At 54.5% G+C, this 23498-nt stretch carries 26 protein-coding genes; 9 read left to right on the forward strand and 17 right to left on the reverse strand.

Going from position 1 to position 23498, the window contains the following annotated elements:
* Nucleotides 1-110: 110 nt before the first annotated feature.
* Nucleotides 111-731, forward strand: coding sequence for a pyridoxamine 5'-phosphate oxidase (pdxH, locus tag AUQ43_RS17745; protein ID WP_062957654.1), 621 nt, complete (start codon nucleotides 111-113; stop codon nucleotides 729-731).
* An 82-nt stretch (nucleotides 732-813) separates the two neighbouring features.
* Here the strand turns inward: pdxH and AUQ43_RS17750 are convergent, their stop codons facing one another.
* Nucleotides 814-1122 (reverse strand): helix-turn-helix transcriptional regulator, encoded by a 309-nt coding sequence (locus tag AUQ43_RS17750; RefSeq protein WP_084272156.1) that lies wholly within the window; start codon nucleotides 1120-1122, stop codon nucleotides 814-816.
* Between the two features lie 326 nt (nucleotides 1123-1448).
* Here AUQ43_RS17750 and AUQ43_RS17755 point away from each other — a divergent pair, with 326 nt between their 5' ends.
* Together AUQ43_RS17755 and AUQ43_RS17760 are read left to right on the forward strand one after the other, a co-directional pair.
* Complete coding sequence (locus AUQ43_RS17755; RefSeq protein WP_062957823.1) at nucleotides 1449-2306, forward strand: universal stress protein; 858 nt, start codon at nucleotides 1449-1451, stop codon at nucleotides 2304-2306.
* A gap of 207 nt (nucleotides 2307-2513) precedes the next feature.
* On the forward strand, nucleotides 2514-2699 hold the full coding sequence (locus AUQ43_RS17760; protein WP_062957656.1) for a hypothetical protein: 186 nt from the start codon (nucleotides 2514-2516) through the stop codon (nucleotides 2697-2699).
* A gap of 46 nt (nucleotides 2700-2745) precedes the next feature.
* Here AUQ43_RS17760 and AUQ43_RS17765 read toward each other — a convergent pair whose 3' ends face one another.
* Nucleotides 2746-3423, reverse strand: a complete 678-nt coding sequence (locus AUQ43_RS17765; protein ID WP_062957824.1) for an SOS response-associated peptidase — start codon at nucleotides 3421-3423, stop codon at nucleotides 2746-2748.
* A gap of 204 nt (nucleotides 3424-3627) precedes the next feature.
* On the opposite strand from AUQ43_RS17765, the gene AUQ43_RS17770 reads away from it, so the two are divergent.
* Entirely contained in the window at nucleotides 3628-4371 is a 744-nt protein-coding gene (locus AUQ43_RS17770) for an SDR family NAD(P)-dependent oxidoreductase (protein WP_062957657.1), read from the forward strand.
* Nucleotides 4372-4398: 27 nt separating this feature from the next.
* Here the strand turns inward: AUQ43_RS17770 and AUQ43_RS17775 are convergent, their stop codons facing one another.
* The 6 genes from AUQ43_RS17775 to AUQ43_RS17800 all read right to left on the reverse strand — a co-directional run bounded on the left by AUQ43_RS17775 (nucleotide 4399) and on the right by AUQ43_RS17800 (nucleotide 10224).
* Nucleotides 4399-4905: a GNAT family N-acetyltransferase gene (locus AUQ43_RS17775; RefSeq protein ID WP_062957658.1), complete on the reverse strand. Its 507-nt coding sequence runs from the start codon at nucleotides 4903-4905 to the stop codon at nucleotides 4399-4401.
* 127 nt (nucleotides 4906-5032) lie between these two features.
* Complete coding sequence (locus tag AUQ43_RS17780; RefSeq protein ID WP_062957659.1) at nucleotides 5033-5572, reverse strand: hypothetical protein; 540 nt, start codon at nucleotides 5570-5572, stop codon at nucleotides 5033-5035.
* Nucleotides 5573-5807: 235 nt separating this feature from the next.
* A complete protein-coding gene (hemA, locus tag AUQ43_RS17785) occupies nucleotides 5808-7025 on the reverse strand; it encodes a 5-aminolevulinate synthase (protein ID WP_062957660.1) in 1218 nt (405 codons plus the stop codon).
* 544 nt (nucleotides 7026-7569) lie between these two features.
* Nucleotides 7570-8412, reverse strand: coding sequence for a universal stress protein (locus AUQ43_RS17790; RefSeq protein ID WP_062957661.1), 843 nt, complete (start codon nucleotides 8410-8412; stop codon nucleotides 7570-7572).
* Between the two features lie 165 nt (nucleotides 8413-8577).
* Nucleotides 8578-9162 (reverse strand): hypothetical protein, encoded by a 585-nt coding sequence (locus AUQ43_RS17795; protein WP_062957662.1) that lies wholly within the window; start codon nucleotides 9160-9162, stop codon nucleotides 8578-8580.
* Between the two features lie 201 nt (nucleotides 9163-9363).
* Nucleotides 9364-10224 carry a LysR family transcriptional regulator gene (locus AUQ43_RS17800; RefSeq protein ID WP_062957825.1) on the reverse strand — a complete coding sequence of 287 codons (861 nt, stop codon included), beginning with the start codon at nucleotides 10222-10224 and terminating at the stop codon, nucleotides 9364-9366.
* Between the two features lie 120 nt (nucleotides 10225-10344).
* On the opposite strand from AUQ43_RS17800, the gene AUQ43_RS17805 reads away from it, so the two are divergent.
* Together AUQ43_RS17805 and AUQ43_RS17810 are read left to right on the forward strand one after the other, a co-directional pair.
* On the forward strand, nucleotides 10345-10716 hold the full coding sequence (locus AUQ43_RS17805; protein WP_062957663.1) for a VOC family protein: 372 nt from the start codon (nucleotides 10345-10347) through the stop codon (nucleotides 10714-10716).
* A 4-nt stretch (nucleotides 10717-10720) separates the two neighbouring features.
* Nucleotides 10721-11479, forward strand: coding sequence for a glutathione S-transferase family protein (locus AUQ43_RS17810; RefSeq protein WP_062957664.1), 759 nt, complete (start codon nucleotides 10721-10723; stop codon nucleotides 11477-11479).
* A 108-nt stretch (nucleotides 11480-11587) separates the two neighbouring features.
* Here the strand turns inward: AUQ43_RS17810 and AUQ43_RS17815 are convergent, their stop codons facing one another.
* Complete coding sequence (locus AUQ43_RS17815; protein ID WP_044828964.1) at nucleotides 11588-12277, reverse strand: orotate phosphoribosyltransferase; 690 nt, start codon at nucleotides 12275-12277, stop codon at nucleotides 11588-11590.
* Between the two features lie 188 nt (nucleotides 12278-12465).
* On the opposite strand from AUQ43_RS17815, the gene AUQ43_RS17820 reads away from it, so the two are divergent.
* Both AUQ43_RS17820 and AUQ43_RS17825 read left to right on the forward strand, forming a co-directional pair.
* Entirely contained in the window at nucleotides 12466-13188 is a 723-nt protein-coding gene (locus tag AUQ43_RS17820; RefSeq protein WP_062957665.1) for a YoaK family protein, read from the forward strand.
* A gap of 112 nt (nucleotides 13189-13300) precedes the next feature.
* The gene (locus AUQ43_RS17825; protein ID WP_062957666.1) at nucleotides 13301-14086 is read left to right on the forward strand and encodes an enoyl-CoA hydratase/isomerase family protein; all 786 of its coding nucleotides are present in this window, start codon (nucleotides 13301-13303) and stop codon (nucleotides 14084-14086) included.
* Nucleotides 14087-14112: 26 nt separating this feature from the next.
* Here AUQ43_RS17825 and AUQ43_RS17830 read toward each other — a convergent pair whose 3' ends face one another.
* Nucleotides 14113-15051, reverse strand: a complete 939-nt coding sequence (locus AUQ43_RS17830) for a DMT family transporter (protein ID WP_181838553.1) — start codon at nucleotides 15049-15051, stop codon at nucleotides 14113-14115.
* Between the two features lie 94 nt (nucleotides 15052-15145).
* On the opposite strand from AUQ43_RS17830, the gene AUQ43_RS17835 reads away from it, so the two are divergent.
* Nucleotides 15146-16054, forward strand: coding sequence for a LysR substrate-binding domain-containing protein (locus AUQ43_RS17835; protein ID WP_062957668.1), 909 nt, complete (start codon nucleotides 15146-15148; stop codon nucleotides 16052-16054).
* 13 nt (nucleotides 16055-16067) lie between these two features.
* Here AUQ43_RS17835 and AUQ43_RS17840 read toward each other — a convergent pair whose 3' ends face one another.
* The 7 genes from AUQ43_RS17840 to AUQ43_RS17870 form a co-directional block, all read right to left on the reverse strand.
* The gene (locus AUQ43_RS17840) at nucleotides 16068-16577 is read right to left on the reverse strand and encodes a DinB family protein (protein ID WP_062957669.1); all 510 of its coding nucleotides are present in this window, start codon (nucleotides 16575-16577) and stop codon (nucleotides 16068-16070) included.
* A gap of 40 nt (nucleotides 16578-16617) precedes the next feature.
* Nucleotides 16618-17835, reverse strand: coding sequence for a Bcr/CflA family multidrug efflux MFS transporter (locus AUQ43_RS17845; RefSeq protein ID WP_062957670.1), 1218 nt, complete (start codon nucleotides 17833-17835; stop codon nucleotides 16618-16620).
* A gap of 208 nt (nucleotides 17836-18043) precedes the next feature.
* Nucleotides 18044-18556 carry a DinB family protein gene (locus AUQ43_RS17850; protein ID WP_062957671.1) on the reverse strand — a complete coding sequence of 171 codons (513 nt, stop codon included), beginning with the start codon at nucleotides 18554-18556 and terminating at the stop codon, nucleotides 18044-18046.
* A gap of 171 nt (nucleotides 18557-18727) precedes the next feature.
* Entirely contained in the window at nucleotides 18728-20137 is a 1410-nt protein-coding gene (locus AUQ43_RS17855) for a TRAP transporter large permease (RefSeq protein ID WP_062957672.1), read from the reverse strand.
* A gap of 21 nt (nucleotides 20138-20158) precedes the next feature.
* The gene (locus AUQ43_RS17860) at nucleotides 20159-20749 is read right to left on the reverse strand and encodes a TRAP transporter small permease (RefSeq protein ID WP_062957673.1); all 591 of its coding nucleotides are present in this window, start codon (nucleotides 20747-20749) and stop codon (nucleotides 20159-20161) included.
* Nucleotides 20750-20796: 47 nt separating this feature from the next.
* Nucleotides 20797-21789 (reverse strand): TRAP transporter substrate-binding protein, encoded by a 993-nt coding sequence (locus AUQ43_RS17865; RefSeq protein WP_062957674.1) that lies wholly within the window; start codon nucleotides 21787-21789, stop codon nucleotides 20797-20799.
* A gap of 322 nt (nucleotides 21790-22111) precedes the next feature.
* On the reverse strand, nucleotides 22112-23488 hold the full coding sequence (locus AUQ43_RS17870; RefSeq protein WP_062957675.1) for a sigma-54 dependent transcriptional regulator: 1377 nt from the start codon (nucleotides 23486-23488) through the stop codon (nucleotides 22112-22114).
* Nucleotides 23489-23498 lie beyond the last annotated feature (10 nt).

Below are 23498 nucleotides of genomic sequence, written 5' to 3' on the forward strand. Positions count from 1 at the left end.
GATATGCTTTGGGTTTATATGTTGATCCAACGTTGTCGCTGCCACCGTAGTTCCGAAATAAATGTTTCTCACGGCAACAGACCCAATCAGCCAAAGGAATTCCTTTTGCAATGAACGAAAAAAATGCGCCGAAAATGGGGCATGAACCCCACGAAGCCCCGTTTGACATGTTTGAAACGTGGTTTTCTGACGCCAAAAAGGCCGAAGATGCCTATCCGGATGCAATGACACTGGCGACTGCGGATGCGCAAGGTCGCCCGTCGGCCCGTATCGTCCTGCTAAAGGGTTTCGATACGCGCGGCTTTGTTTTCTACACCAATTATGAAAGCCGCAAGGGCGATCAGTTGGCCGAGAACGGCTATGCCGCCCTTTGTTTTCATTGGAAAACGCTTGAAAGATGCGTGCGCATCGAAGGCAAGGTTGCCAAAGTCGATGCCAGCGAGTCAGACGAGTATTTTGCATCGCGCCCGCGTGGCAGCCAATTGGGTGCCTGGGCATCCATTCAGTCCCGCCCGATGAGCGGCCGGTTCGATCTTGAAAAGCGGGTTGCCGAATTCACTGCAAAGTTTGGTCTTGGCAAAGTGCCGCGCCCTGATCATTGGGGCGGGTTCCGGCTTGTGCCTGACCGTATTGAATTCTGGGCAGAAGGGAAATTCCGCCTTCATGACCGCAAACTGTTCACCCGTGATGATGCGGACAGTGGCTGGAATACCCAGAAGCTGTTTCCGTAAGGGTAGGTCGGAAAACACAAACGCAAAAACGCACAAGGCGACAGAGTCTTGTGCGTTTTTTGTTTTCTGGTCGAGGTGAAGTTTACGCCGCCGGTTCCGGGGGACAGAAGGTGTCTTGCAGCACGGCAATGATTTTCATGATGTCCGGATTGGCCAGAGAATAGTAAATGGTTTGCGCATCACGGCGGGTTTTTACCAGCCCTTCGCGGCGCAGCCGTGCAAGATGTTGCGACAGGGCGGATTGTTTGATGCCCAGTTCATTTTCCAGCGTGCCGACGGATTTTTCTGTATCCCCAAGCGAGCACAGAATAAGCAAGCGCCATTCATTGCCAAGCGTCTTGAGAAATTCAGCAGCTTCACGTGCGTTTTCGTGCAGTGCGTTGTAGTCCATCCGCGAGTAACCCCGTTCTTTTCGCCGCACGCCAGATCGATTTTTCGCCTTGTGCGCCCGGACCCTACCCAAGAGAATAATTTCCCGATTATCAAAGCGTCATCGTAATCACTGGCAATCATGTTACAATCATTTTGTGCGCGGTTGATCTAGAAATTCCCAACCGGCATCAACAAAATATAAGAATAATAATAACTTTCGCAATTTTTTGATCTTGAACAAAGAATACCAAGGCAAGAGATCTCACACTGCTTGGGAATATGGTCATCATCAGTCCGGATTTCGAGCAGGCTCAATGACCGGGCGGACAGGCGGGAGTAATGAAAATGGCAATTCGCACAATTCTGGCACCGGTATCAGGCACGGCGATTGACGAACGTGTAATGACAACGGCCTTCAAGGTAGCCAAAACGTTTGATGCCCATCTTGAGGCGCTATTCGTTGCTGCCGAACCACAGGACGCCATCCCGATCGTTGGCGAGGGTATGTCGGGCCTGATCATCGAAGAAATGATTCAGGCTGCTGCAAACGAAACAGAAAAGCGCGAGGCATCGGGCAAGGCATCGTTTCAGGCGGCCGTGAAGGAGTCCGGGTTTGAGGAAATCAACACGCCAAACGCCGATGCCAAACCGTCCTGCACCTGGCGCAAGGATAGCGGGCGCGAGGACGAAACAGTTGCCCGCCGCGGGCGCCTTTTTGATTTGGTGGTGATTGGCCGCGATCCAAAGGAAGCATCCGCATCGCTGACCTTTGACGCAGCCTTGATGGAAACGGGTCGCCCGATCCTTGTTGCCCCGGAACGCACGCCTGAAAAAATTGGTGAAAAAGTCATGATCGCCTGGAATGGCGGGATTGAGGCGGCGCGCGCGGTGACTTCGGCCATGCCAATGTTGCGCAATGCCAAGGAAGTCACAATTGTCAGCGTCGGAGAGGTCCCGTATGGCCGTGCATGCGCCAAGGCCCTGGCCGAACAGTTCAGCTGGCACGGAGTCGATGCGAACGTGGTCGAGAGTGCCGAAACCGGACAAGTTGCTAATACCTTGATTTCCGAGGCAGAAAAATGCGGCGCTGATACGATTGTTCTGGGCGCTTACAGCCATTCACGTTTCAAGGAAATGATCCTTGGCGGTGTGACGCAGGATATGCTGTCAAAATGTGCTTTGCCGCTTTGGATAATGCATTAACGCGAAGGTCATCTTAAGCGTTTGATATCGCGAAATTAAATTACCTATCTATTGGTATATTGCTGAAAAGGCGTACTTTTGTACGCCTTTTTTTTGTTGCATGCGCGAAGAAATCACGACAGGGTTACAGAAACCTTACAAAGACGAAACCCCGATAAACGAGGCGTTTCGCACCGAGGAAAAGAAACGTCTGGCAGGGGAATTCCCATGTTGTCTCTACGCGATATCATTGATTTCGCTTCCATGTCCGAGGATCTGGCACAGGAACTCAACAATCCGAATGTTGGCCTGCCCGATCTTGGCGCGGTGGTTGCCGGTCATACCGGTCTTGGCGGTGCATTGCGTGCATGCAGTGCAACACCATGTGCTGCAAATGACATTGAAAGCGACTAAGACCAAGCGGCGTTAACCCGTTCTTTGTGGGGCCGTGTGGTATTTCTTAGTTTGAAAACAAATCAATCTGGTTTGTTGTCTGATCGGTTCGGGCCGGGTCAGCCGGGTCTTCGTACCATGAAAGAACATGGTCGGGCAGCGGGCCCAGCATGTAAGCCAAATCAGCGAAGTCAATCTGTGGATCAAGCCAGTCACCCAGATGGTTGGGGCCGATCACGGTCGGCATTCTGTTGTGAATGTGGGCAATCGCGCCTGATGGCGCGCAGGTGATGATGGTGGCCTCTCGCCCGTTTTCCAGTCCGGCAAACAGAAACGGTTGATGATCGGGCAGGGTGATGCGGTTCTTGTGCTTGGTCGTGCCATCCTTGCGCCATTCGTACCATCCATTTGCCGGGATCAGGCAGCGACGGTTCAAAAGTGGCCGGAAGGTCGGTTTATCGATCACGGTTTCGGCGCGCGCGTTGATCATCGGGCTGTTCAGCCCTGCGACACTCAGCCCCCAATATCGAATGGCCGCCTTGTGATGGGGCAGGATAACGGCAATCGGGTCTGTTGGCCGGCGCGTGCCTGTCAGGCTGTCAAAGGCGGTTTCTTCATCCTCGTCATCTGTGGTGGCCTCATTCAGACCGTCGGGCAGGGGCATGCGAAGGATGTCTTCCATTTCCAGACCAAGCTGAACCTGAAAGGCCCGAATATCACTGTTCAGATCAAAGCGGCTGCACATGTTTTTGCCCATGGTAAACAGATGTAAAACATAGCGTGTTTCGCATGCCTTGCCAAATCTCGACAGGGCAGCCTATATCGCGTTGGTGATCGCAGAAAAATCATACGTGACAAGGGTTTTCCTTCGATGGGGAAGCCCTGCGATGCTATAAGAAAACCAGCAAAACTCTGTTTGCGCGCATATCATGTGAAGTGAGTAGACCTAATGAGCAGCAATGCCCCGAAAACAATCGTCCTGACAGGTGCCAGCCGTGGTATCGGCCATGTCACGGTCGGATATTTTGCCAAACGTGGCTGGCGGGTGATTTGCTGTTCACGCGAAGCCCCGCCGCCCAGTTGCCCGCGCGATCCGGCCCAGGGTATTCACATCCGTGCTGATTTGTCCAAACCGGCAGAAGTCGAAGAGTTTATCAACGAGGCCAATGAGGTGCTGGGCGATGATCCTTTGCATGCGCTGGTTAACAATGCCGGTGTGTCGCCCAAGACGCCGTACAAGGAGCGGCTTGGCTGCCTGAATGGCGATATTGCCGCCTGGCGGGATGTGTTTGAGCTCAACTTCTTTACCCCGCTGACCCTGGCGCGTGGATTTGCATCCGCATTACACCGGGGCAAGGGGGCGGTTTGCAACATCACCTCGATTGCGGGGCATTACGTCCATCCATTTGCCGGATCGGCCTATTCGACGTCCAAAGCCGCTCTTTCCGGCCTGACGCGCGAAATGGCGGTCGAATTCGCCGAACTTGGTGTTCGCGTGAATGCTGTCGCACCGGGCGAAATCAAGACAGACATGATTTCCCCGGAATATGAGGCCCTTGTGCCGCGCATTCCAATGAACCGTATGGGCACGCCCGAGGACGTGGCGGCCGCAGTGCATTATCTTGTGGGGGAGGACAGCAGTTATGTCACCGGCACAGAGATCTTTGTCACTGGCGGGCAGCATTTGTACTAAGCAGACACACTGGTCACAGACAGATGGTTAATTGTCAGGTTTGATGTAAAAGGCCGGATCGTAATCGACCAGACCAGCCGGGATTTCATCAACCAATGGGCGTGCCATGAAGTACTTGTCGGGGATGCCTTCAAGTTTGAGATCGGGCAGGGGCGCAAAGCCAAACCGGCTGTAATAATCGGGTTCCCCCAGCACGACACAGCCACGCGCATCGTCGGCGCGAAGATGGCGGATGCCGCTTTGGATCAGTTCGGAACCGATGCCCATGCCCTGACGGTCAGGGGTGACCGCGACCGGGCCCAGACCAAACCAGTCACAGGCTTTGCCGTTGATTTTTACCGGTGAAAAAGCAATGCAGCCGACGATTTCATCGTACTGTTCCGCGACCAGGGAAAGGGTAAGTTGCCCCGATTTTCTGAGCGCGTCCACAATCAGATGTTCGGTCTGCTGACTGTGGGGAGCGGTTGCAAAGGCACCATCCAGCAACGCGTGAATCGCCGGAATGTCCTTTTCGGTTTCTTCACGTATCAACATTTTCCGTCCCTGCCTGTGACGTTGGGCCTACTTCCTGCAAGCCATCAGCCACGACTATAACGGGAAAATGCGTAAGGATCCAAGCTCATTCACATAATCGGGCCGGTCATGTACGCGAGTTTGAGCCCTAGGCCAAAAGGCTTTTAAGCCAGTCGCGCTTTTGCTCAAGCCGTTTGACCTCCATTTCAAGCCAGCCGGTGAAGTTTTCGGCCTCGCTTGCGTGTTCTTCACGCAGGGCCAGCACGCGTTCAAGATCAAGTTCGCAGACGTCATGCAGGATTTCGATCTGCTCAGTGCGGATATCTTCTTCAAGCAGATGCAGGAACCGCATCTTGAGTGCCATGATCAGACGGGCAAGCTCACCGGACGTATCGCGCAGATTGCCTTGCATCAGTTCAATGAACTTTTCATGCCCGGCATCGGTCAGACGGAGTTGCGCATCAGAAAACGTACCGCTGCCGGTATCTTCCTTGACCAGTCCTTCAAGCTTAAGCAGCTGAAGCGAACTTCCCATCATATCAAGCGACGGCCCCATGATGTGGGACATGAAATGACGCACCGAATTGGCCAGATCACCATAGCTGATCGGCTTGTCGGAAAGCGCAAGGGTGCCGAGCGCGCACAGGCGGAGACATTCTTTGGGAAGCAAGGTTCTATCCGAATACATAAGCGGTCCCTGTTTGATGACAGGTCCGACGTTAACGCGAACGGTTCTTAATTGCAAATATTTATCCGCACTGGCAAGACACCAGCAGGACAGCCTCAATATAGAACGCTGTACGTCGAAAGCAAACGTCGCGACATTTCAGCAATCCGATACGGGCGGCCCATTTCACTAGATCAGCAAAAAGGCCGGTGCAGTTTACGCCACCGGCCTTTTAATGTTTGTGCGGGCCGGTTCCCTAGGCGACCTTGGAAATCCCCAACTGGCCCCAGACCGACAGCAGCGAGTCGATCAAATGATCGATCAGTTCGTCATTGTGCAACGGGCCCGGCGTAAAGCGCAGGCGTTCGGTGCCGCGCGGCACGGTGGGGTAGTTGATCGGCTGGACATAGATGTCATGTTCGAACAGCAGGCGATCACTGGCTTCCTTGCACATGGCCGGGTCACCAACCATCAGCGGGACGATATGGCTTGGTGCATCCATCACCGGAAGGTCCGCGGCCCGCATGCGTTCGCGCAGGGTGTCGGCGCGTTCTTTCTGGGCATTGCGTTCGACACTGCTGTGCTTGAGATGGCGTACCGACGCCAGTGCACCTGCCGCGATGCTGGGCGGTTGGGAACTGGTGAAGATAAAGCCATTGCCAAAGCTGCGCACGAAATCGACGATTTCCGGTTTGGCCGCGATATATCCACCAATCACGCCAAAGGCCTTGGCCAGCGTACCCTGAATAATGTCCACGCGATCCATGACGCCATCGCGTTCTGCAACGCCGCCGCCGCGTGGGCCATACATGCCAACGGCATGGACTTCATCAAGATAGGACATGGCGTTGTATTTTTCGCAAAGATCAAGGATCTTGCCGATCGGTGCAATGTCGCCATCCATCGAATAAACGGACTCAAACGCCACGATCTTGGCGCGCTGCGGTCCAAGATCCTTAAGGATCTCTTCGAGATGGGCAATGTCGTTATGTTTCCAGATGCGGCGCTCTGCCTTGGAATGGCGCATGCCTTCGATCATGGAATTGTGGTTTTCAGAGTCGGAAATGATCACGCAATCGGGGAGTTTTGACCCCAAGGTCGACAGCGTCGTCCAGTTCGCGACATAACCCGATGTCATCAGAAGCGCGGATTCCTTGCCATGCAAGTCGGCGAGTTCACGCTCAAGCGCGACATGCAGATGGTTGGAACCGGAAATGTTACGCGTACCGCCGGCACCGCCACCCTGACCGGTGATGGCGTTTTGCATGGCATCAAGCACCTTGGGGTGCTGGCCCATGCCAAGATAATCGTTGGAGCACCACACAGTGATTTCACGCGGGGCTTCGCCATTATCGGGATGATAAAGCGCTTTGGGGAACTTTCCGACAATACGTTCGAGATTGGCGAATACACGATACCGGCCCTCGGCTTTGAGGCCAGCCAATGCATCTTTGAAGAAGGTGTTGTAATTCATACGTTTTTCTTTCGCCTGTCTCTTTGCAGTGTCACGCTGTTTCTATGCGGTCGTGGCAGCACAAAGCTCTGGTCTCGTCCAGCTCAGCGAACTGATTCTGGACATATCCTCCGGTCTGACCGGGTCCTTATGGTTCCCTTATCAACCATGATGGTCGATATGGCATTGACCCTTGTCAAAAATTAAAGCGATTCCAGTCTTCTTTGGAACCATCAGATCAGAGAAGGCGATCCATCTCTCAATTGTCGATCTCTTTTCGGAGCATGCTCCGTTTTGCGGTTACCCCCAATTTGGCGCTATTGTTTTCATTTGGCAAGGATTCGAACAGCTTTTGGGGGGCATTTAATTCGATTTATGTCATCGAAAAAATCGATTGTTTTGCGTACTTAACCCGTAGCTTGACTATTTAAGGTGTTTTTGTCGTCCCTTCGTGCGCCCAAGAACGCCTGGCCGACATTTCCGCAAACGCAGAAAGCCTCTGTTTGACAAAGAAAAAACCGGTCGGAAATTCCGACCGGTCTGGCAAGACGGGAAGGTCGTGATTTTAGTGCGACATGATGACCGGTACGGTCATGTGACGCAGAAGGTGCTGTGTCACGCCACCAAGCATAAGTTCGCGCAGACGCGGACGGCCATATGCGCCGCACACAATCAGATCAATGCTTTCATCTGCCGCACGTGACAGCAGAAGGTCACCGACGCTGATGCCCGATGCATTCATGGTTTCTTTTTTGGCATTCACGCCATGGCATTTCAGGCGTTCGCCAATATCAACACCCGGTACCGGCATGGTGTCGCGGGCACCTTTGTTCGGGTCGGCACACAGAACCAGCGTGGATTTCGATGCTTCGAGGAACGGCATGCTGTCATTCATGGCGCGGACAGCTTCACGATAAGGTTTCCACGCCACCATGACGCGTTCGCCGATGGTGTCGAATTTGCCAACATAGGGCACCACCATGACCGGTGCGCCAGACGTCAGGATGACCTTGTCCGGCATTTCGGAAACAGAACACGGGTCAGAGCTTTCCGGATTGCGTTGGCCCAAAACGGTCAGATCATGATGACGGGCATACATGGCCGCTGTATCGGCAATTTCCGACGCCGGGCAGGAGGTTTCCTGCCAGCTGAATGCGACACCGGCAGCTTCGCAGGCGGCTTCGAATTCTGCACGCGCGGTTTTTGCCGTTTCGGCCATGGCACTGCGCTGCTGATTGATAATTTCCTCGGTGATCTGCACTTCCATGAAACGCGGGATTTCAGGATAGGGCAGAAGGAAAAGACCGGTGAGGTGCGCGTCCTGCGCCTTGGCAACTTTCAACGCGACAGACAGGCGTTCCTTGCAGGCAGCAGCGGTGTTTATGTGGACAAGAATATCCCGATACATGATCCGATCTCCATTCGGTGGGGGCGCGGCGCAAACCCGAAATCTGCATCGTCGTTTCGCGCCTTAACGTCATGGCCAACATATTCGGGTTGTCGGATCGTTTCTTTGCTCTATCTCAAATTAAATCATTCCAAGTTGTACTTGGGCCTTTTTTATCCTGTTTGGTCAGCCGTCCGCGCCCGGTTCCGTCATTGGAATGGTTTTTTCCATCGTTGGCATCTCGCCCCCGGCCGGATCATCCATTTTCGGGAGGGCGGCTGGTGCCGGCGTCATCGTCGTACCGTCATCCATCGCTGGCAGGGCCGGATCATCGGTTGGAATATTGGCGGGCATTTGCATTGCGTCGCCCGACATCATCGAAAGGGTCTTGTGCAATTGCTGGGACAACGTGCTCCAATTGGTTTGAAGCGTTGTGCAGGCAGCAGCATCGCCGGACTGGCAGCGTTGCGCCATACGATCAAGAATGCCAAGCGCAATGCGGGCTTCGTCGATCTGTTGTTGTCGGATGCCATCCTGCACCTTGCGGCCGGGGTCCTCCATCATGACCAGATTGTCGTTTTCCGGCGCGGTCGAACGCATGCTGCCTGATGGTGCCGGGGATGCATTTTGTGATGGTGCACCCCACGGTGTGACAATCGTGTCAGAACTGTTGGCGTGGGTGACCGGTTCTTCGACCGGGGCCATACAGCCAGACAGGGCAAGGCCCAGTGCAATTGCAGGCAGGCATTTGGCAGTCTTGCGCATCGACATGCATTGTTCCTCCGACCGGTGGCGGGTACACCTTGGTCATGTCAGTTTGGGGTCCCGAACTTGCTCATAGTCGTTGCTATGGCCTTGCTTTTATTTGCGAACATATTGAACCCAGTCGCAAAGTCTGTCCAGTCCGGGCAGGCGGACAAATACGCTGCATCGGGAAATGCAGGGCCGGGTTCCTCGGTTTGGGGCAGTTGATCATAGAAGCCTTGGGTCCTCTTTAAGCGATTTGCTGATCCATCGCATGGTTTCGCGGATACGCGAGATGTTTCGAAGATCAGGATGCGTCAGCACCCAAAGCTTGTTTGCCGCGACCTCTGGCATTGGTGCCAGCAACCGAAGGCCGGGCAGGGCGAGATCGGATGGCAAGCACGCCAAGCCACAACCCGCACAGGCCAACTGTGCCATCGCAATCAGATCATCGGTTTGTTGCCGGTATGGATGGCGGCGTTTTGCATCAAGCCATTTATATGGCGCGTAGCTTGCCAGTGTCCCGGATGCGCCGACGAAGGGCGCGTTAAGCAGATCATCAAGGTCTGCCGGTGCGTATTTGTCGGCGGCACCATAGATGCTCCATTGCAGTGTGCGCACTTCCTTGCCAACAAGATGTTCTGGCGGGCTTGCCGCCACACGTACAGCAATGTCGGCGTATCGTTGCGTCATGTTGAATTCGTGATTGCTGGCAAGAAGTTCTATCTGGATATCGGGCCAGCGTTCCTGAAACCGGGCGAGGTGGTCTGGCAAAAAGAAATACGAAAAACTGGTTGGCGCCGTGATGCGGACCAGCCCGGCAGGAAGCGCATCGGCCCCGGACAGGTTTGTACTGATGATTTCAAAGTTGTTCATGATTTGCCGGGCAGGGGCGAGCATCTCGGTCCCGGCATCTGTCAGGCTGTATTGGCCGCGTATCCTGTCAAACAGTCTGGCGCCGGTTTGATTTTCAAGCGCATGGACATGGCGAAATATGGTGGTTGTGCTGACCCGGATTTTCTGGGCTGCGAGTTCAAGCGACCCTGTCTCGGCAATGGCCAGAAACGACTTGATATAGTTCCAGTCCAATCCATCCTCCGATTTCAAATTTGCAATTTTATACTACAAAATTGCCTGTTCATTGCAAAATTGAAATTCCGTACGCTACGCGACACACGAAGTTCAACACATTAGACCAGGAATGAAATCATGATTGGATACACGTCGCTTGGCACCAATGATCTGGCACGTTCGGCTGCCTTTTATGACGGCTTGCTTGCCGAGCTTGATGCGCAGCGCATTTTCGAGGAAACGGACTTTATTGTCTGGAGTGCCGGGCCAAACGTTCCCGCATTTTCGGTTCATGTCCCATTTGATGGAAATACTGCGACTGTTGGAAACGGAACGATGATCGCGCTTGCGGCGGGGTCACGTGACCAGGTCGATGCCCTGTATCAAAAGGCAATTGCGCTTGGCGCAACGTCAGAAGGCGAACCGGGGCAGCGCCACGAAAACGGGTTCTATGCCGCTTATTTCCGCGATCCGGACGGCAACAAACTTAACATCCATCACATGGGATAGGGCGATGCCTGTTCTGGTTCACAGCAATTCTGCGCAACGCACGGGAAGTTTGCCGTCCTATCATCTGATCGCGCACAGGCTTTGTCCCTATGTTCAGCGGGTCGCGATGGTATTTTCCCAGAATACAATTGCCCATAAGCGGACCGATATAGAGCTTGATACAAAGCCGGACTGGTTTCTTAAACTAAGCCCGACCGGAAATGTGCCGTTGCTGGTTATTGACGGCGATAAATCCCTGTTTGAGTCAGCAGCGATTTGTCAGTACCTGCAGGATATGTACTGGACAAAACTGTTTCCGGTCGATGCCTATGACCGGGCCTTTCAGCAAGGCGTGATCGCGATCGGGGACAAGATATTGTCGCTGACCGCGAATGTGATCTATCGCGATCTTTCTGAAAACATGGTGGATGCGACGCTGCATCAAATTCACACCCAGATGTCGATCATATCGGTTTTGATGACGCCAGATTCCGTTGCGAAGGATCAAGACCTTTCGATGCTTGATATGGTTTTTGCAACGGTGTTTCGGCCATTCGTCCTGATATCAGCTGGTTTGAACCGGGATTTGTTTGCCGGATTTCCGACGTTGCGTCGTTGGTCAAACCAGCTTGCCGCACACCAGACCGTCCGAACGGCGGTGCCCGCAACCTATTATCAGGAAATGCACGCATTCATCGCCTGCAAGGAAGGGTATTTGGCAAAACGATTGCGCGCGATACCGCATCAGGACCTGACGTTTGGGGTGAATAGGTCTGTCATGTAACGCATTGGATCTGTTGTTGCCGTTACGCGATGTAACGCAAAACAGGCAATCAAAAACGCCCGCCGAATTTATCGTGCGGGCGTTTTGTATTTTGGGCTTGGTTGCAGCTTAGTCGTGCTTGCCGCCATTGGCCTTGGACCAGCCGATTGGATCGTTCAGGAAGGAACGCACACCTTCGATGGCGTCCTTGCTGAAATATTCGCCTTCTTCGGCAACGGCAAGAACATCAGCCCAGGTGGCAAGGTAATGCATTTCGATGTCGTCCTTGCGCAGTTCGTCAAGCGCGCCTTCGAAGATGTCATAGAAGAAGACGACAAAGGCGTGTTTGCATTCCGCACCGGCTTCGCGGATGGCATTGACGAAGTTGACCTTTGATGCGCCATCGGTGGCAAGGTCTTCGACCAGAAGAACGCGCTGGCCTTCGTGGATGTCACCTTCGATGCGGGCCTTGCGGCCAAAGCCCTTGGGTTTTTTGCGGACATACTGCATCGGCAGGTCAAGGGCATCAGCAAGCCATGCGGAATAGGGGATACCAGCCGTTTCACCACCGGCAACTGCGTCAAAGGCCTCGTAGCCAGCCGCATCAGAAACCTGGCGGGCGGCAAGTTCAATGACCTTGCGGCGTGCACGCGGGAAGGAAATCAGTTTGCGGCAATCGATATAAACCGGGCTCGCCCAGCCAGATGTCAGGATATAGGCCTCTTCCGGGCGGAAATTCACAGCCCCGATATCAAGCAAAATCTTGGCGACAGTCTTGGCAGCATAGGTGCAATGCGCAGTCGGTTTTTCAGTGGTCATGGCGGCAATACCCTTTTCGGATCGAATATTTGCGCACCTCTTAACGCTTTTGGTCCAAAAGCGCAAAGAAAAGCCGCTGACCAACTGGTCAGGAATTCGCAGCAACCGGGTCTTTGTGAACAGCGCTGGCAATCCAAACCGAAAATGCTGTTTAATCAGTCCAAGGTTTTCTGTCAGGACAGAGTGTTATGAGCCAGCAAAGACGTCGTCGTTTGATTATGGCCCGCCGCAAGGGCATTGGCCTTGTGCTGGTGATGGCAATCTCGATGATCGCGGGCATGACCGATGCCATCGGACTTCTGATGGCGGGGGATTTTGTTTCCTTCATGTCGGGCAATACAACCCGTGCCGCCCTTGCCATCGGGTATGGGGACTGGTCAACGGCCACAATTCTGATCAGTGCTGTCGGGTTCTTTATTATTGGTAATGCGCTTGGTGTTGTGGTTGCGGGCTGGTTTCGCAAACGTCTGGCCGGGTTGCTGGGTGTGGTCGCCGTTTTGTTGTGTCTGGCTGCCATCCTGCCGATTGAGATGCGCGGGTCACCTGCCTTCTTTCTGGTGGTTTTGTGCATGGGCATGATCAATGCCACGGTCGAACATATTGAAGGATTGCCGATTGGGCTGACCTATGTGACCGGTTCGCTGTCGCGGTTTGGACGCGGCATTGGCCGTTGGTTGACCGGGGATCGTCGCCATGACTGGATCATTCAGATTGTGCCGTGGATCGGGATGGTGGTCGGGGCCGTGATTGGGGGCCTTTTGACTTTTGAAATCGGTCAGCAGGCGCTGTGGGTTGTCGCCGGTGCCACGGTGGCGGTTGCACTCTTTGCCTTTCGGGTGCCAAACCGATTGCAGACCCGCTTTCGCGCACCATCAGGTAGCCCGGCACCCCGGACTGCCAAGGGCAAGTAAGACAAGCCATTGGCAAAACCGTCTTTTGGGTTTATTCGGTATAGTTATACCGATTTAAACTGTGTCCAAACAGCACGCCCCAAAAAGCCCAATATGCCCCAGAGGAAATGCCATGACTGAGCAGACCGGACTGAATGTCACCATTGATGATCGCGTTGCCACCATCGCCATCTGTCAGCCGGAACGTAAAAACGCCCTGACCAAACCGATGTGGGGGGAACTTGCCAAGATTGTTCAGAACCTGTCGGATGATCTTGAGCTTCGCTGTGTGATCATTCGTGGTGGCGAAGGGGCCGGTTTTGGTGCCGGGGCCGACATTCATGAATTTGTGCGTGAACGGTCCGGGTTCGAGAAAGCACGTGATTACGGCCTGCTGCATGCAGAGGCGCTTCAAACCATTCAGAACTGCGTACATCCGGTAATTGCCGCGATTGATGGCCCGTGCATGGGGGCTTCCTTTGTGTTGGCCGCGTCCTGTGATCTGCGCATTGCTGCCGATGACGCGAAGTTCGCCGTGCCGCCGATGAAGCTGGGCGCCACGCTGGGCTATCCCGAACTGGAAATCATGCTTGATTTGCTCGGTGAGGCCGCACTTTTCGAGATCCTGCTGGAAGGTCAGGTTTTTGACGTCGCCCGTGCACGCGAGATCGGCTTTATCGCCCGTCATGTCGCGCTTGAAACATTTGACGAAGAAGTCGCCAAGACCGGAAAACGCATTGCCGGTGGGGCGCCATTGACGCAACGCGCGCACAAACACATGCTAAATCGTTTGCGTCAGGGGGGGGCGATCGATGCGCGTGAATTTGATGAAGGCTACCGCGCCTTTGAAAGTGCCGATTTCAAGGAAGGCTACACCGCGTTCCTGGAAAAGCGCAAAGCGGTCTTCACCGGCAAGTAGGCGCCCCGATTGCGGATCATCTGGCTTTACAACGTTTTGAGTCGCATGTTGCGGCGTGGGAGTGCAGACATAACTGCAGCCCCCGCCAGCAACGTAATCCCCGCCAAGCTCATGATATTGGGCAGGTCATCAAAGAACATGATGCTCCAGACGACAGCGAAAACCAGATAGGCGTTGTCAAACAGACCGACCGTGATCGAGGTCGATGTCTTATAGGCCTGCGCAACGGCGATGGCGATATAGGTCATGAAGGCGGCGAGAAGGCAGATAATGCTGAAATCCATCAGGGACAGCATTCGCCAGCCATCCATCAGGAATGACGATGTGGTGACCTCTGTCATCGGGTTGACCCATTCAAGCCCCATCAGCGCGATGCCGCCACCAACAGCCAGACACAGATTAAGGTTGATGGCCATGCCAAGCGATGTCTCGTTGCGGCAATGGGCCCGGGTCAAAACCGCCGCCATCGCGTAACACGCGGCCGCGCCGAAGGGCAGCAGCAAGCTTGGTGAAAGGTTTTCGGGACTTGGTTGAACGGCCATCACAACCCCGATCAAGCCTGCGCCCAAGGCGGCCTGGTCGGGAAGATCAATCGGTGTGCCGAGTATCAGACGGGCAAATACCGCCATGAAGAGTGGGGCAGTGTAAAGTGCGGCGGCCGCGACAGCAAATGACATGTCGGGCAGGCCGCAATAATACAGCAACCACATCGTACAGAGCAGCAGGCTTCGCACGATGACCCACCGCGTTGGCCGAACAAGTGATTTGGTGCCGCGTTTTTTGAAGCGCCAGATCACGAGCAAAAAGACACAGGCCAGTGCTGAGCGCAGAAAAATCAGTTGGGCAATGCTGAACCGGTCATTGTGCAGTTTGACCAGCGCGTCAGACAGGGAAAGCAGGCACACTGCAGATGTAATCAGGATAACCCCAAGGAATGTAGTGTTGCGTGAGATAATGTTTTCCATGAATTTACCCATCTTTGAGTGCATAGGGTTGTATCTATCGCCAATTGCCATCAGTCTGAAACGACTTCTGATCTATTTTGCATGAGTTCTGGTTATGGAAAAATGGCAGCGAAACTTGCCGCCCCTGACATCGCTTTTGCCGTTTGAGGCCGCCGCACGGCATGAGAGCTTTACACTGGCTGCTGAGGAGCTTGGCCTGACCCAGGCCGCGATCAGCAAGCAGATCCGAATTCTGGAAAAGGATTTGGGGACCGTGTTGTTTGAGCGCCGCAACAGGGCCGTCTTCCTGACCGAGGAGGGGCGTCGGTTCGGGCGTATTGTCGGGTTGGCACTGGGCGATATTTCCCAGGAAGCGACCTTTATGCGCAAGTCCGGGTCATCTGGCGAGATCGTTTTGTTCTGCCAGCTGTGCGAGGCGTTTTATTGGCTGATGCCCCGATTGTCGGATTTTCATCATCAACATCCCGAGATCGAGCTTCGGGTCAAAAGTTCGGTCAAACCGATTGTCGATGCCGATCAACCCTTTGATGTCGCCCTGCAAACCACCGGGCGCAGGCATGGTTCCTATCCGTTGGCCTTTACGGCGTCCGATGCGGTGTTTCCGGTCTGTAGTCCGAACTATCTCGGGTCAGACCAGGCGCCCTTGGCGCTCGAAGATCTGCCTGGTCATGTTTTGTTATCGCATCGGGTCGTGCCGCAGGATTGGCTTGATTGGGACGGGTGGCTTGATGAGGTCGGTGCGACCGATATTGCCCATCTCAAAACCAAGGACTTTGATAGTTATCCGCTGGTGTTGCAGGCGGCTGTTTCAGGCCAGGGCATTGCCCTTGGCTGGCAGAGAACTGTCGAGCAAATGCTTGATCAAGGCATATTGATACGGCCCTGTGCGGAACAGGTTTTTCATCCGGCCGGAATATCGGTGTTCAGAGGGTTGCGTGGTCAGGTTTCTGACCCGGCGACTGAGGCACTTGTTGCCTGGCTGCGTGCGGAGTTGTGCGCGTGATCAGGCCGCCGCCTTACCAAGAGATATCCGGTGTCAACGGCACGTCAGTGATGCCGTAATCCATGCCCATCTTGTGCAATTCGCTTGTGATTTGTGATCTGTGATGGGTTTGGTGATTGAAAAACTGAATGAGAAACAGCGGGCGCGGCAGGTTGCGCGTGATGCCGTCGACACCGGTGAATTCGCGATATCCATCCTGCCAGTCACGGTCCTCCGAGGCGACAATAGCCTCGATCTCGGCATCTAGGTTGCGGCGGATCTGCCGCAACTCATCAAAACCGTCGGCGACCTGGGTGTGGGCGTCATAGACCGGGGCGTTTCCGGTTTTCATGATGCTGAGAATACGACGGTCTATATGCACCAGATGATTAAGGGTGGCATTGATCGACTTAAAGAACATGCCGCGATCACGGCGGCGTTCTTCGTCGCCAATCTGATCGCAAAGATCATAAAGCACGTTGTTCTGCCATGTGTTGTATTTGGCCATTGCGCAGCCATAGTCGTCAAATGTCATCCGGGCCATTGAAGATATCCTGAAATGAGTGGTGGCGGGGTCGGCTTGATCAGGCGGGGGATTCTGTCTGTTTTGCGTCGGCCATAAAATGAACCATCAGGTTGGCAAAAATCGCAAAGCCCAGCATCGAAACCGTCAGTGGCAACAATGTGTTGTCATGAAAATGACCGATGACGATGCCCGCAACCGCGCCGGTGGCGAACTGGATCGTTCCCAAAAGGGCGGTCGCCGTACCGCCGATATACGGGAAATACTGCATGAAGGATGCCGTGGCATTCGGGGCCGTCAGACCGATCAGTCCGACCGAGAACATGATGAACGGCACCACTGTCCACAAGCTTGGCTCAAAGACATTTGTGGCAATGAACAGGCCGATGGTCGCGAGCAGTTGAATGCCAGTGCCGATTTTTAGAATCTGATGGCATTCGAGGCGTTTGAGCAACGGGTTGTTGAGCCGGTTACAGATGATAATCACCGCAACATTGGCCCCGAACAGATAGGGGAAGTATGCCTGCGGCACGCCAAAGAAATCGATATACATGAACGGGCTGTCGGTGACGAAACTGAACATCACTGCACTGGCCCCGGCATGGGTCAGCATAAAGCCAACCGCCTTGCGAGTGCGCAGGACTTCCAGATAAGTCCACCAGACCCGGCGCACCGGGCCGGGATGGCGTCGGCGCAGCAAGCTTGTTTCGGGCAGTTTCAGGTAAACGATGGCAAGCATCACAGTGCCATAGACAATCAGCAGCACGAAGATCGATTGCCAGGTCGACCAGACCAGCAGTACCGAGCCGATGGTTGGTGCGACAAGCGGTGCAATCATCATGATCACCGCAATCAGCGCAAACATGCGCGCAGCTTCCTTGCCATCAAACAGATCGCGTACCGACGCACCGACAATAACAATCGAAAACCCGCCGCCAATCGCCTGGAAAAAGCGCATGACATTAAGCGAAAAGGCGCTGTCGACGGTGGTGATGATCGCGCTGGTGACGATATAGATGACCAAACCGACCAAGGCGATGGGCCGTCGACCAACCCGGTCAGACAGCGGTCCGCCGATCAATTGTCCCAGGGCAAATCCGATCAAGAAAGTACTGACGGAGACTTCAACAGCGTGGGTGGCCTCGCCAAAGTCGCGTGCCATTGCCGGGATCGCCGGCAGGTAGGTATCAATGGCAAATGGTGCCGTCGCAACCAGTGCGGCAAGCAGGATGGCAAGCTTTTTCGGGTCAAGCGTTGCGCCGGGCAGGGGCGTGGACATGCGCAATCAATTCCGTTCTGTGTTTGGCGGCGGGTCAGGGAGCCCGACCAGAGGGTACGCGTTGCGCGGAGTATGCAGGCACGCACAGGTAAGCGCAGGTAAGCGAAGTACCCAAGGCGCAGCAATGTGGGGCTTCGGGTGCAGTAATCCCGAGCCCTGTATTATCCATAAAATTCAGTCTTCTGCCAGCGGTTGCTTGGATCGCGACTTAGCTTATTGGCAGATCGGGCGTGTAGGGCACATCGGTGTTGCCGTAATCAAGGCCCATCTTGTGCAGTTCGCTTGTGATTTGTGAGCGATGGTGGGTCTGATGGTTGAACAACTGCACCAGAAACAGCTGGCGCGGCAGTTTGCGCGTCACGCCATCGGGAAAGGGCAGTTCGCGGATTTCATCCTGCCAACTGTGATCCGTGCCTTCGACAAATTCGGTGATTTCAGCATCGACTTCGTTACGCATGGCTTTCAGGGTTTCGAAGTCATCCGCGACGACCGAGGTCGGCTGAAACGGGCCTGCTTCGCCGGTGCGCAAAATGGTCAGGATGCGCAAATCGACATACAGAATATGGTTTAGCGTGTTGTGGATCGAACCAAAAAACATGCCGCGATCCTTGCGCCGTTCGACATCGCCAATCTGTTCGCACAAATCAAACAGCACGCTATTCTGCCAGCTGTTATAGGTCGCCATGCAGCGGCCATAGTCGTTGAAATTCATCTTGGACATTTTAGAACCACTCCTTTTCAGGGCGCGCACCTTGTTGTGCGTTCTTTGGGGTTGTCAAACATTCACCTGATACTACCGCATGTCAGAAGACGTGGCACTGAAATACATCAAGGGCGGCATCCGCTTGAATGCCGCCCTTGGTCTTTGATGGATGTTTTTGGCGATGGCCCGTTAGTGGGTCATGATCCGTTCCGGTCCCATCAGGGTGGTCGGAAGCCAGGTCGAAATCGCCGGGATATAGGTGACCAGCACCAGGAAGACCAGCAGGATCAAAAGCCACGGGAAGGCGGCTTTGACAACCTTGAGCAATGGCATGCCGGTGATCCCGGATGTGACAAACAGGTTCAACCCGACCGGCGGCGTGATCATGCCGATTTCCATATTGACCACCATGATGATGCCCAGATGAATCGGATCAATGCCAAGCTGCATGGCAATCGGAAACAGGATCGGTGCCATGATCAGAAGGATCGCGCTTGGCTCCATGAAGTTGCCGGCAATCAGCAGAACGATGTTTACAACAATCAGGAAGCCCCATGCCGGTAAACCCCATCCGATGATGGTTTCAGCAATGGTGTGCGGGATACGTTCGGATGTCAGAACATGGGCGAACAGCATCGCATTGGCGATGATGAACATCAGCATGATCGTGACCTTGCCTGCATCCAGAAGGACGTGGCGGATTTCCTTGTCAAACGGCAGCAGGGCAAGGGCCTTGCCCATTTGTGGCACGTTATGCGCGATCAGGCTGCCGATGGACTTGTTGCCGCTTTCCGGCACCCAGGGCAGTTCCTTGATCGGGCCCATGTCACGGTAAAACAGCACCGCGACAAACATGGCATAGAACGCAGCAACGGCTGCGGCTTCGGTCGGGGTGAAAACGCCGCCATAGATACCGCCCATGATCAGGATCACCAGCAACAGGCCACCCGATGCGGAAAACAGTGCGCTTCCCCATTCGCCAAGTGTCGGGCGTGGCTGGCTTGGCAGTTTCTTGATGCGTGCGACGATATAGATCGCGGTCATCAGCATCAGGCCGACCATGATGCCCGGAAAAACACCGGCCAGGAACATACGACCCACCGACACCTCGGTCGCGGCGGCATAGACCACCATGACAATGGATGGCGGGATCAGGATGCCAAGCGTACCGGCGTTACAGATAACACCAGCTGCAAAGCTTTGCGGGTAGCCTGCGCGAACCATACCGGCAATCACGATGGAGCCGATGGCAACAACCGTTGCCGGGCTTGAGCCCGAAACAGCGGCAAACAGCATACAGGCCAGAACCGATGCCATGGCAAGGCCGCCCGGGAACCAGCCGACCGTATCAATGGCAAAGCGGATCAGGCGGCGCGCAACGCCCCCGGTCGAAAGAAAGGCCGATGCCAGAATGAAGTAGGGAATGGCAAGCAGGGTATAGTGTTCCATGCCGCCAAAAAGTTTCTCTGCGAGTGTGGCCAGGCTGTCATCGCCAAACAGAAGAATGGTCGAAAGAGATGCGACGCCAAGCGATATGGCAATTGGTGCGCCAAACGCCATCAAGCCAAACAGCAGGATAAACAGGAATGCAATCGTCATTTATATGTCCCCCTGTCCGGCTTACGATTTTGGCGTCGAAGCGGGCGCGGATTTGTTGTCATCCGCATTGGCTGCGCCACCAGCGCTACCCGCATGGGCAAGCTGGTCAATCGCTTCGCGTGCTTCGTCTGCCAGATTAAAGCCGACCTGTTTTCCGGTAATGATGCGCCACCCGACCTGTGCCAGGCGGAATGCAAGTAATCCTGCGCCAACCGGCATGATCAGATAGACGATCCACAGCATGACAGGGCTGTCTTCGGCTTCCATTTCCAGCATGTGGTTGAAGCTGACAAGCTCCCACCCGCCAATGATCAACCAGCTTGAATACAGGATGCCGGCGGCCACCACGATCAGGCCGATGACACGTTGAACGCTGTTGGGGAACAGGCGCACAAGGGCATCGACACCGATGTGCGAGCCAACCTTTACCCCATAGGACATGCCAAACAGGATCAGCCAGGCAAACAGGAATTCGGTGATTTCCAGAGCCCAGGTCAGGCCGGAATTGAAAACATAACGCATGATGACGTTTACAAAGGTAAGCGACGTCATGGCGGCGAGCAGGAGGGCAATAATGCCCTCCTCCAGCCGGTTAACGACCGTTGAGATCATCGTAAACGGTCCTTTTCCGATAATGTTGGATTGGAAAAATTACGTGATCAGTTACACGCGGCAGCGGCGTCAATGACGTCCTGACCGATATCGTCTGCGAATTCATCCCACACCGGTTTGACGGCTTCGCGCCATGCGGCGAATTCGGCATCGGTCAGCTGCAGAATTTCGGTTTCACCGGAATCAATCACGGCCTGACGCTGTTCAGCGGTCAGGTCAGCCGAAAGGTTGTTGGCATATTCGGATGCTTCGTTCATCGCCTGTGCCAGACCTTCGCGGATTTCCGGATCCAGACCATCCCACCACTTGGTCGAGGTCACGACCATATAGTCGAGCAGGCCATGGTTGGACTCGCTGATATAGTCCTGAACTTCGAAGAACTTCTTCGAATAGATGTTCGACCAGGTGTTTTCCTGACCATCAACAACGCCGGTCTGAAGGGCAGAATAGGTTTCCGAGAACGCCATTTTCTGCGGGACGGCATCGACAGCTTCGAACTGGGCTGCAATCACGTCAGACGACTGAATACGGAATTTCTGGCCTTCGGCATCGGCCGGGATGCGCAGCGGCTTGTTGGCGGAAAGCTGTTTCAGGCCATTATGCCAGTACCCGACACCGGTCAGGCCTTTTGACGACATGGCACCCAGAAGTTCCTGACCTTTTTCACCATTCTGGAAGCAGGAAACGGCATCCATGTCCTTGAACAGGAACGGAAGATCATACACCTGCAGCTTCTTGGTCCATTTGCCGAATTTCGCCAGCGACGGTGCGCCGAACTGAACATCGCCACGCAGGATCGCAGCAAGAACCTTGCTGTCATCAAACAGTTGCGAGTTCGGATAAATCTCGATCTTGACCTTGTCGCCCAGAATTTCTTCGGCGCGTTTTTTAAAGTAGTCCGCACCCTGGCCTTTCGGGGTGTTCGGTGCAACGACGTGCGCGAACTTGATGACTTCCTGCGCGGAAGCGGCAAGGTTGGACCCCAGAAGTGCTGCGGCAGCAACGCCAGCAGCAAGAATGCTTTTGCTGATAGGACGCATCAATACGTCTCCCTTGATTGACTAAGTCTGTTTTCCCGTTAGCGCGCCATTTTTGGCGTCGTTCTAAAACGCCGTTTGGCGCTGTGCCGTAATCAGCAAGCAGCGGGCCAATTCAAGTAAGGTAAATATTATGTATTTATATCAATGTAATAGCATGAGTTTTTCATTGCTGCGCCGCAGCAAATTCCGGGTATTGTGTTTGTGATTTCACGCATGTTTATCGCCAAACTGTGCGGTAGTTCACACATCAGATTTCCCGCCTGTCCATAGGCGCTTTGGCCAGAGCAACAGCAGGCTTCAAATCCGGCACAAAAAAGCCCGTCTAAGTGACGGGCTCTGGATCGTGGGTGCTGCGCTGGCGCCGGAATTCGGCGGGGATGATGTTGTATTTGGTAAGCTTGTCGTAAAATGTCTTGCGCGGTACGCCAAGGGCAGAAACGGTGGCGGTAACATTGCCGCCATGTTCACGAAGTGCCTCGGTGATCAGGCTTTTCTCGAACGCCTCGACCTGTTGGGGCAGGGGGACGCCATAGCTTTCCTCGCCGTCGTCACCCGTTGCCAGCGGCTCAAGACCCAGAACACGGCGTTCGGCGGCATTGCGCAATTCGCGCACATTGCCCGGCCAGTCATAAGCATTAAAGCGCGCCAGTTCCGCAGGGGTAAGCGGGCTGACAGTCCGGTCAAATCGTTTGGCGGCGTCGCGTGTGAAATACTCGAACAGCAACGCGATATCATCCTTGCGATCGCGCAGGGGCGGAATGTGAAGCTGCACGACGTTCAGGCGGTAATACAGGTCTTCGCGAAATTCGCCTTGGGCTGACGCTGTGCGCAGGTCGACTTTGGTTGCCGCGACAACACGCAGATCAATTGGCAGGACACGGTTTGATCCAAGACGTTCAAGCGCGCGTTCCTGCAACACGCGCAGCAACTTGATCTGCAGGGCAAGGGGCATGCTTTCGATTTCATCAAGGAACAGCGTGCCCTTGTCGGCAAACTCGAACTTGCCAATGCGCTTGTGGTCCGCCCCGGTGAAGGCACCGGCCTCGTGGCCGAACAGTTCGGATTCAATCAGATGTTCGGGCATCCCGCCACAGTTGACCGCAACAAATGGCCCTGTGCGGCCCGACATTTCATGCAGGTTTCGTGCAATGACTTCCTTGCCCGACCCGGTTTCGCCATTGATCAGGACATGGGCATTGGTGCTGGCAACGTTGCCAATAAGCGTGCGGAGCTTTTCCATCGCAGGATTGCGGCCGATAAAGTCCGAGGCATTTTTGGAATGACGGGCCAGTTCGATTTTCAGTGTGCGGTTTTCAAGCACGAGCGCGCGGTGGCTCATTGCGCGACGGGTAATGTCGATAAACAGATCCGGCGCATAGGGCTTTTCGATAAAATCAAACGCCCCGTCATGCATCGCCTGAACCGCGGTGGCGACATCGCCATGCCCGGTCACCAGTATAACCGGCATTTCCGCATCGTGTTTTTTGACTTCGCCAAGCAGTTCAAGGCCGTCCATTTTCGGCATGCGAATGTCGGAAATAACGATGCCAGGCCAGCCGTTCTTGATGCGTTCAAGCGCAGCAGCCGCGGTCCCGAAGACTTCGACATAGATATCGGCAAGCTCGAGCGTTTGTTGTGCGGCTTCTCGCACATCTTCATCGTCATCAACAAACAGGACGCATTCTGCGGATGTCGGCACTGACCTATCC

It is taken from the genome of Thalassospira sp. MCCC 1A01148 (genome assembly GCF_001613795.1).
Lineage (GTDB): Bacteria > Pseudomonadota > Alphaproteobacteria > Rhodospirillales > Thalassospiraceae > Thalassospira.

Excerpts from the sequence above, each read along its gene's own strand:
- pdxH (WP_062957654.1), top strand. The coding sequence starts at position 111 with ATGAACGAAAAAAATGCGCCGAAAATGGGGCATGAACCCCACGAAGCC.
- AUQ43_RS17750 (WP_084272156.1), bottom strand. The coding sequence starts at position 1,122 with ATGGACTACAACGCACTGCACGAAAACGCACGTGAAGCTGCTGAATTT.
- AUQ43_RS17755 (WP_062957823.1), top strand. The coding sequence starts at position 1,449 with ATGGCAATTCGCACAATTCTGGCACCGGTATCAGGCACGGCGATTGAC.
- AUQ43_RS17760 (WP_062957656.1), top strand. The coding sequence starts at position 2,514 with ATGTTGTCTCTACGCGATATCATTGATTTCGCTTCCATGTCCGAGGAT.
- AUQ43_RS17765 (WP_062957824.1), bottom strand. The coding sequence starts at position 3,423 with ATGTGCAGCCGCTTTGATCTGAACAGTGATATTCGGGCCTTTCAGGTT.
- AUQ43_RS17770 (WP_062957657.1), top strand. The coding sequence starts at position 3,628 with ATGAGCAGCAATGCCCCGAAAACAATCGTCCTGACAGGTGCCAGCCGT.
- AUQ43_RS17775 (WP_062957658.1), bottom strand. The coding sequence starts at position 4,905 with ATGTTGATACGTGAAGAAACCGAAAAGGACATTCCGGCGATTCACGCG.
- AUQ43_RS17780 (WP_062957659.1), bottom strand. The coding sequence starts at position 5,572 with ATGTATTCGGATAGAACCTTGCTTCCCAAAGAATGTCTCCGCCTGTGC.
- hemA (WP_062957660.1), bottom strand. The coding sequence starts at position 7,025 with ATGAATTACAACACCTTCTTCAAAGATGCATTGGCTGGCCTCAAAGCC.
- AUQ43_RS17790 (WP_062957661.1), bottom strand. The coding sequence starts at position 8,412 with ATGTATCGGGATATTCTTGTCCACATAAACACCGCTGCTGCCTGCAAG.
- AUQ43_RS17795 (WP_062957662.1), bottom strand. The coding sequence starts at position 9,162 with ATGTCGATGCGCAAGACTGCCAAATGCCTGCCTGCAATTGCACTGGGC.
- AUQ43_RS17805 (WP_062957663.1), top strand. The coding sequence starts at position 10,345 with ATGATTGGATACACGTCGCTTGGCACCAATGATCTGGCACGTTCGGCT.
- AUQ43_RS17810 (WP_062957664.1), top strand. The coding sequence starts at position 10,721 with ATGCCTGTTCTGGTTCACAGCAATTCTGCGCAACGCACGGGAAGTTTG.
- AUQ43_RS17815 (WP_044828964.1), bottom strand. The coding sequence starts at position 12,277 with ATGACCACTGAAAAACCGACTGCGCATTGCACCTATGCTGCCAAGACT.
- AUQ43_RS17820 (WP_062957665.1), top strand. The coding sequence starts at position 12,466 with ATGAGCCAGCAAAGACGTCGTCGTTTGATTATGGCCCGCCGCAAGGGC.
- AUQ43_RS17825 (WP_062957666.1), top strand. The coding sequence starts at position 13,301 with ATGACTGAGCAGACCGGACTGAATGTCACCATTGATGATCGCGTTGCC.
- AUQ43_RS17830 (WP_181838553.1), bottom strand. The coding sequence starts at position 15,051 with ATGGAAAACATTATCTCACGCAACACTACATTCCTTGGGGTTATCCTG.
- AUQ43_RS17835 (WP_062957668.1), top strand. The coding sequence starts at position 15,146 with ATGGAAAAATGGCAGCGAAACTTGCCGCCCCTGACATCGCTTTTGCCG.
- AUQ43_RS17840 (WP_062957669.1), bottom strand. The coding sequence starts at position 16,577 with ATGGCCCGGATGACATTTGACGACTATGGCTGCGCAATGGCCAAATAC.
- AUQ43_RS17845 (WP_062957670.1), bottom strand. The coding sequence starts at position 17,835 with ATGTCCACGCCCCTGCCCGGCGCAACGCTTGACCCGAAAAAGCTTGCC.
- AUQ43_RS17850 (WP_062957671.1), bottom strand. The coding sequence starts at position 18,556 with ATGTCCAAGATGAATTTCAACGACTATGGCCGCTGCATGGCGACCTAT.
- AUQ43_RS17855 (WP_062957672.1), bottom strand. The coding sequence starts at position 20,137 with ATGACGATTGCATTCCTGTTTATCCTGCTGTTTGGCTTGATGGCGTTT.
- AUQ43_RS17860 (WP_062957673.1), bottom strand. The coding sequence starts at position 20,749 with ATGATCTCAACGGTCGTTAACCGGCTGGAGGAGGGCATTATTGCCCTC.
- AUQ43_RS17865 (WP_062957674.1), bottom strand. The coding sequence starts at position 21,789 with ATGCGTCCTATCAGCAAAAGCATTCTTGCTGCTGGCGTTGCTGCCGCA.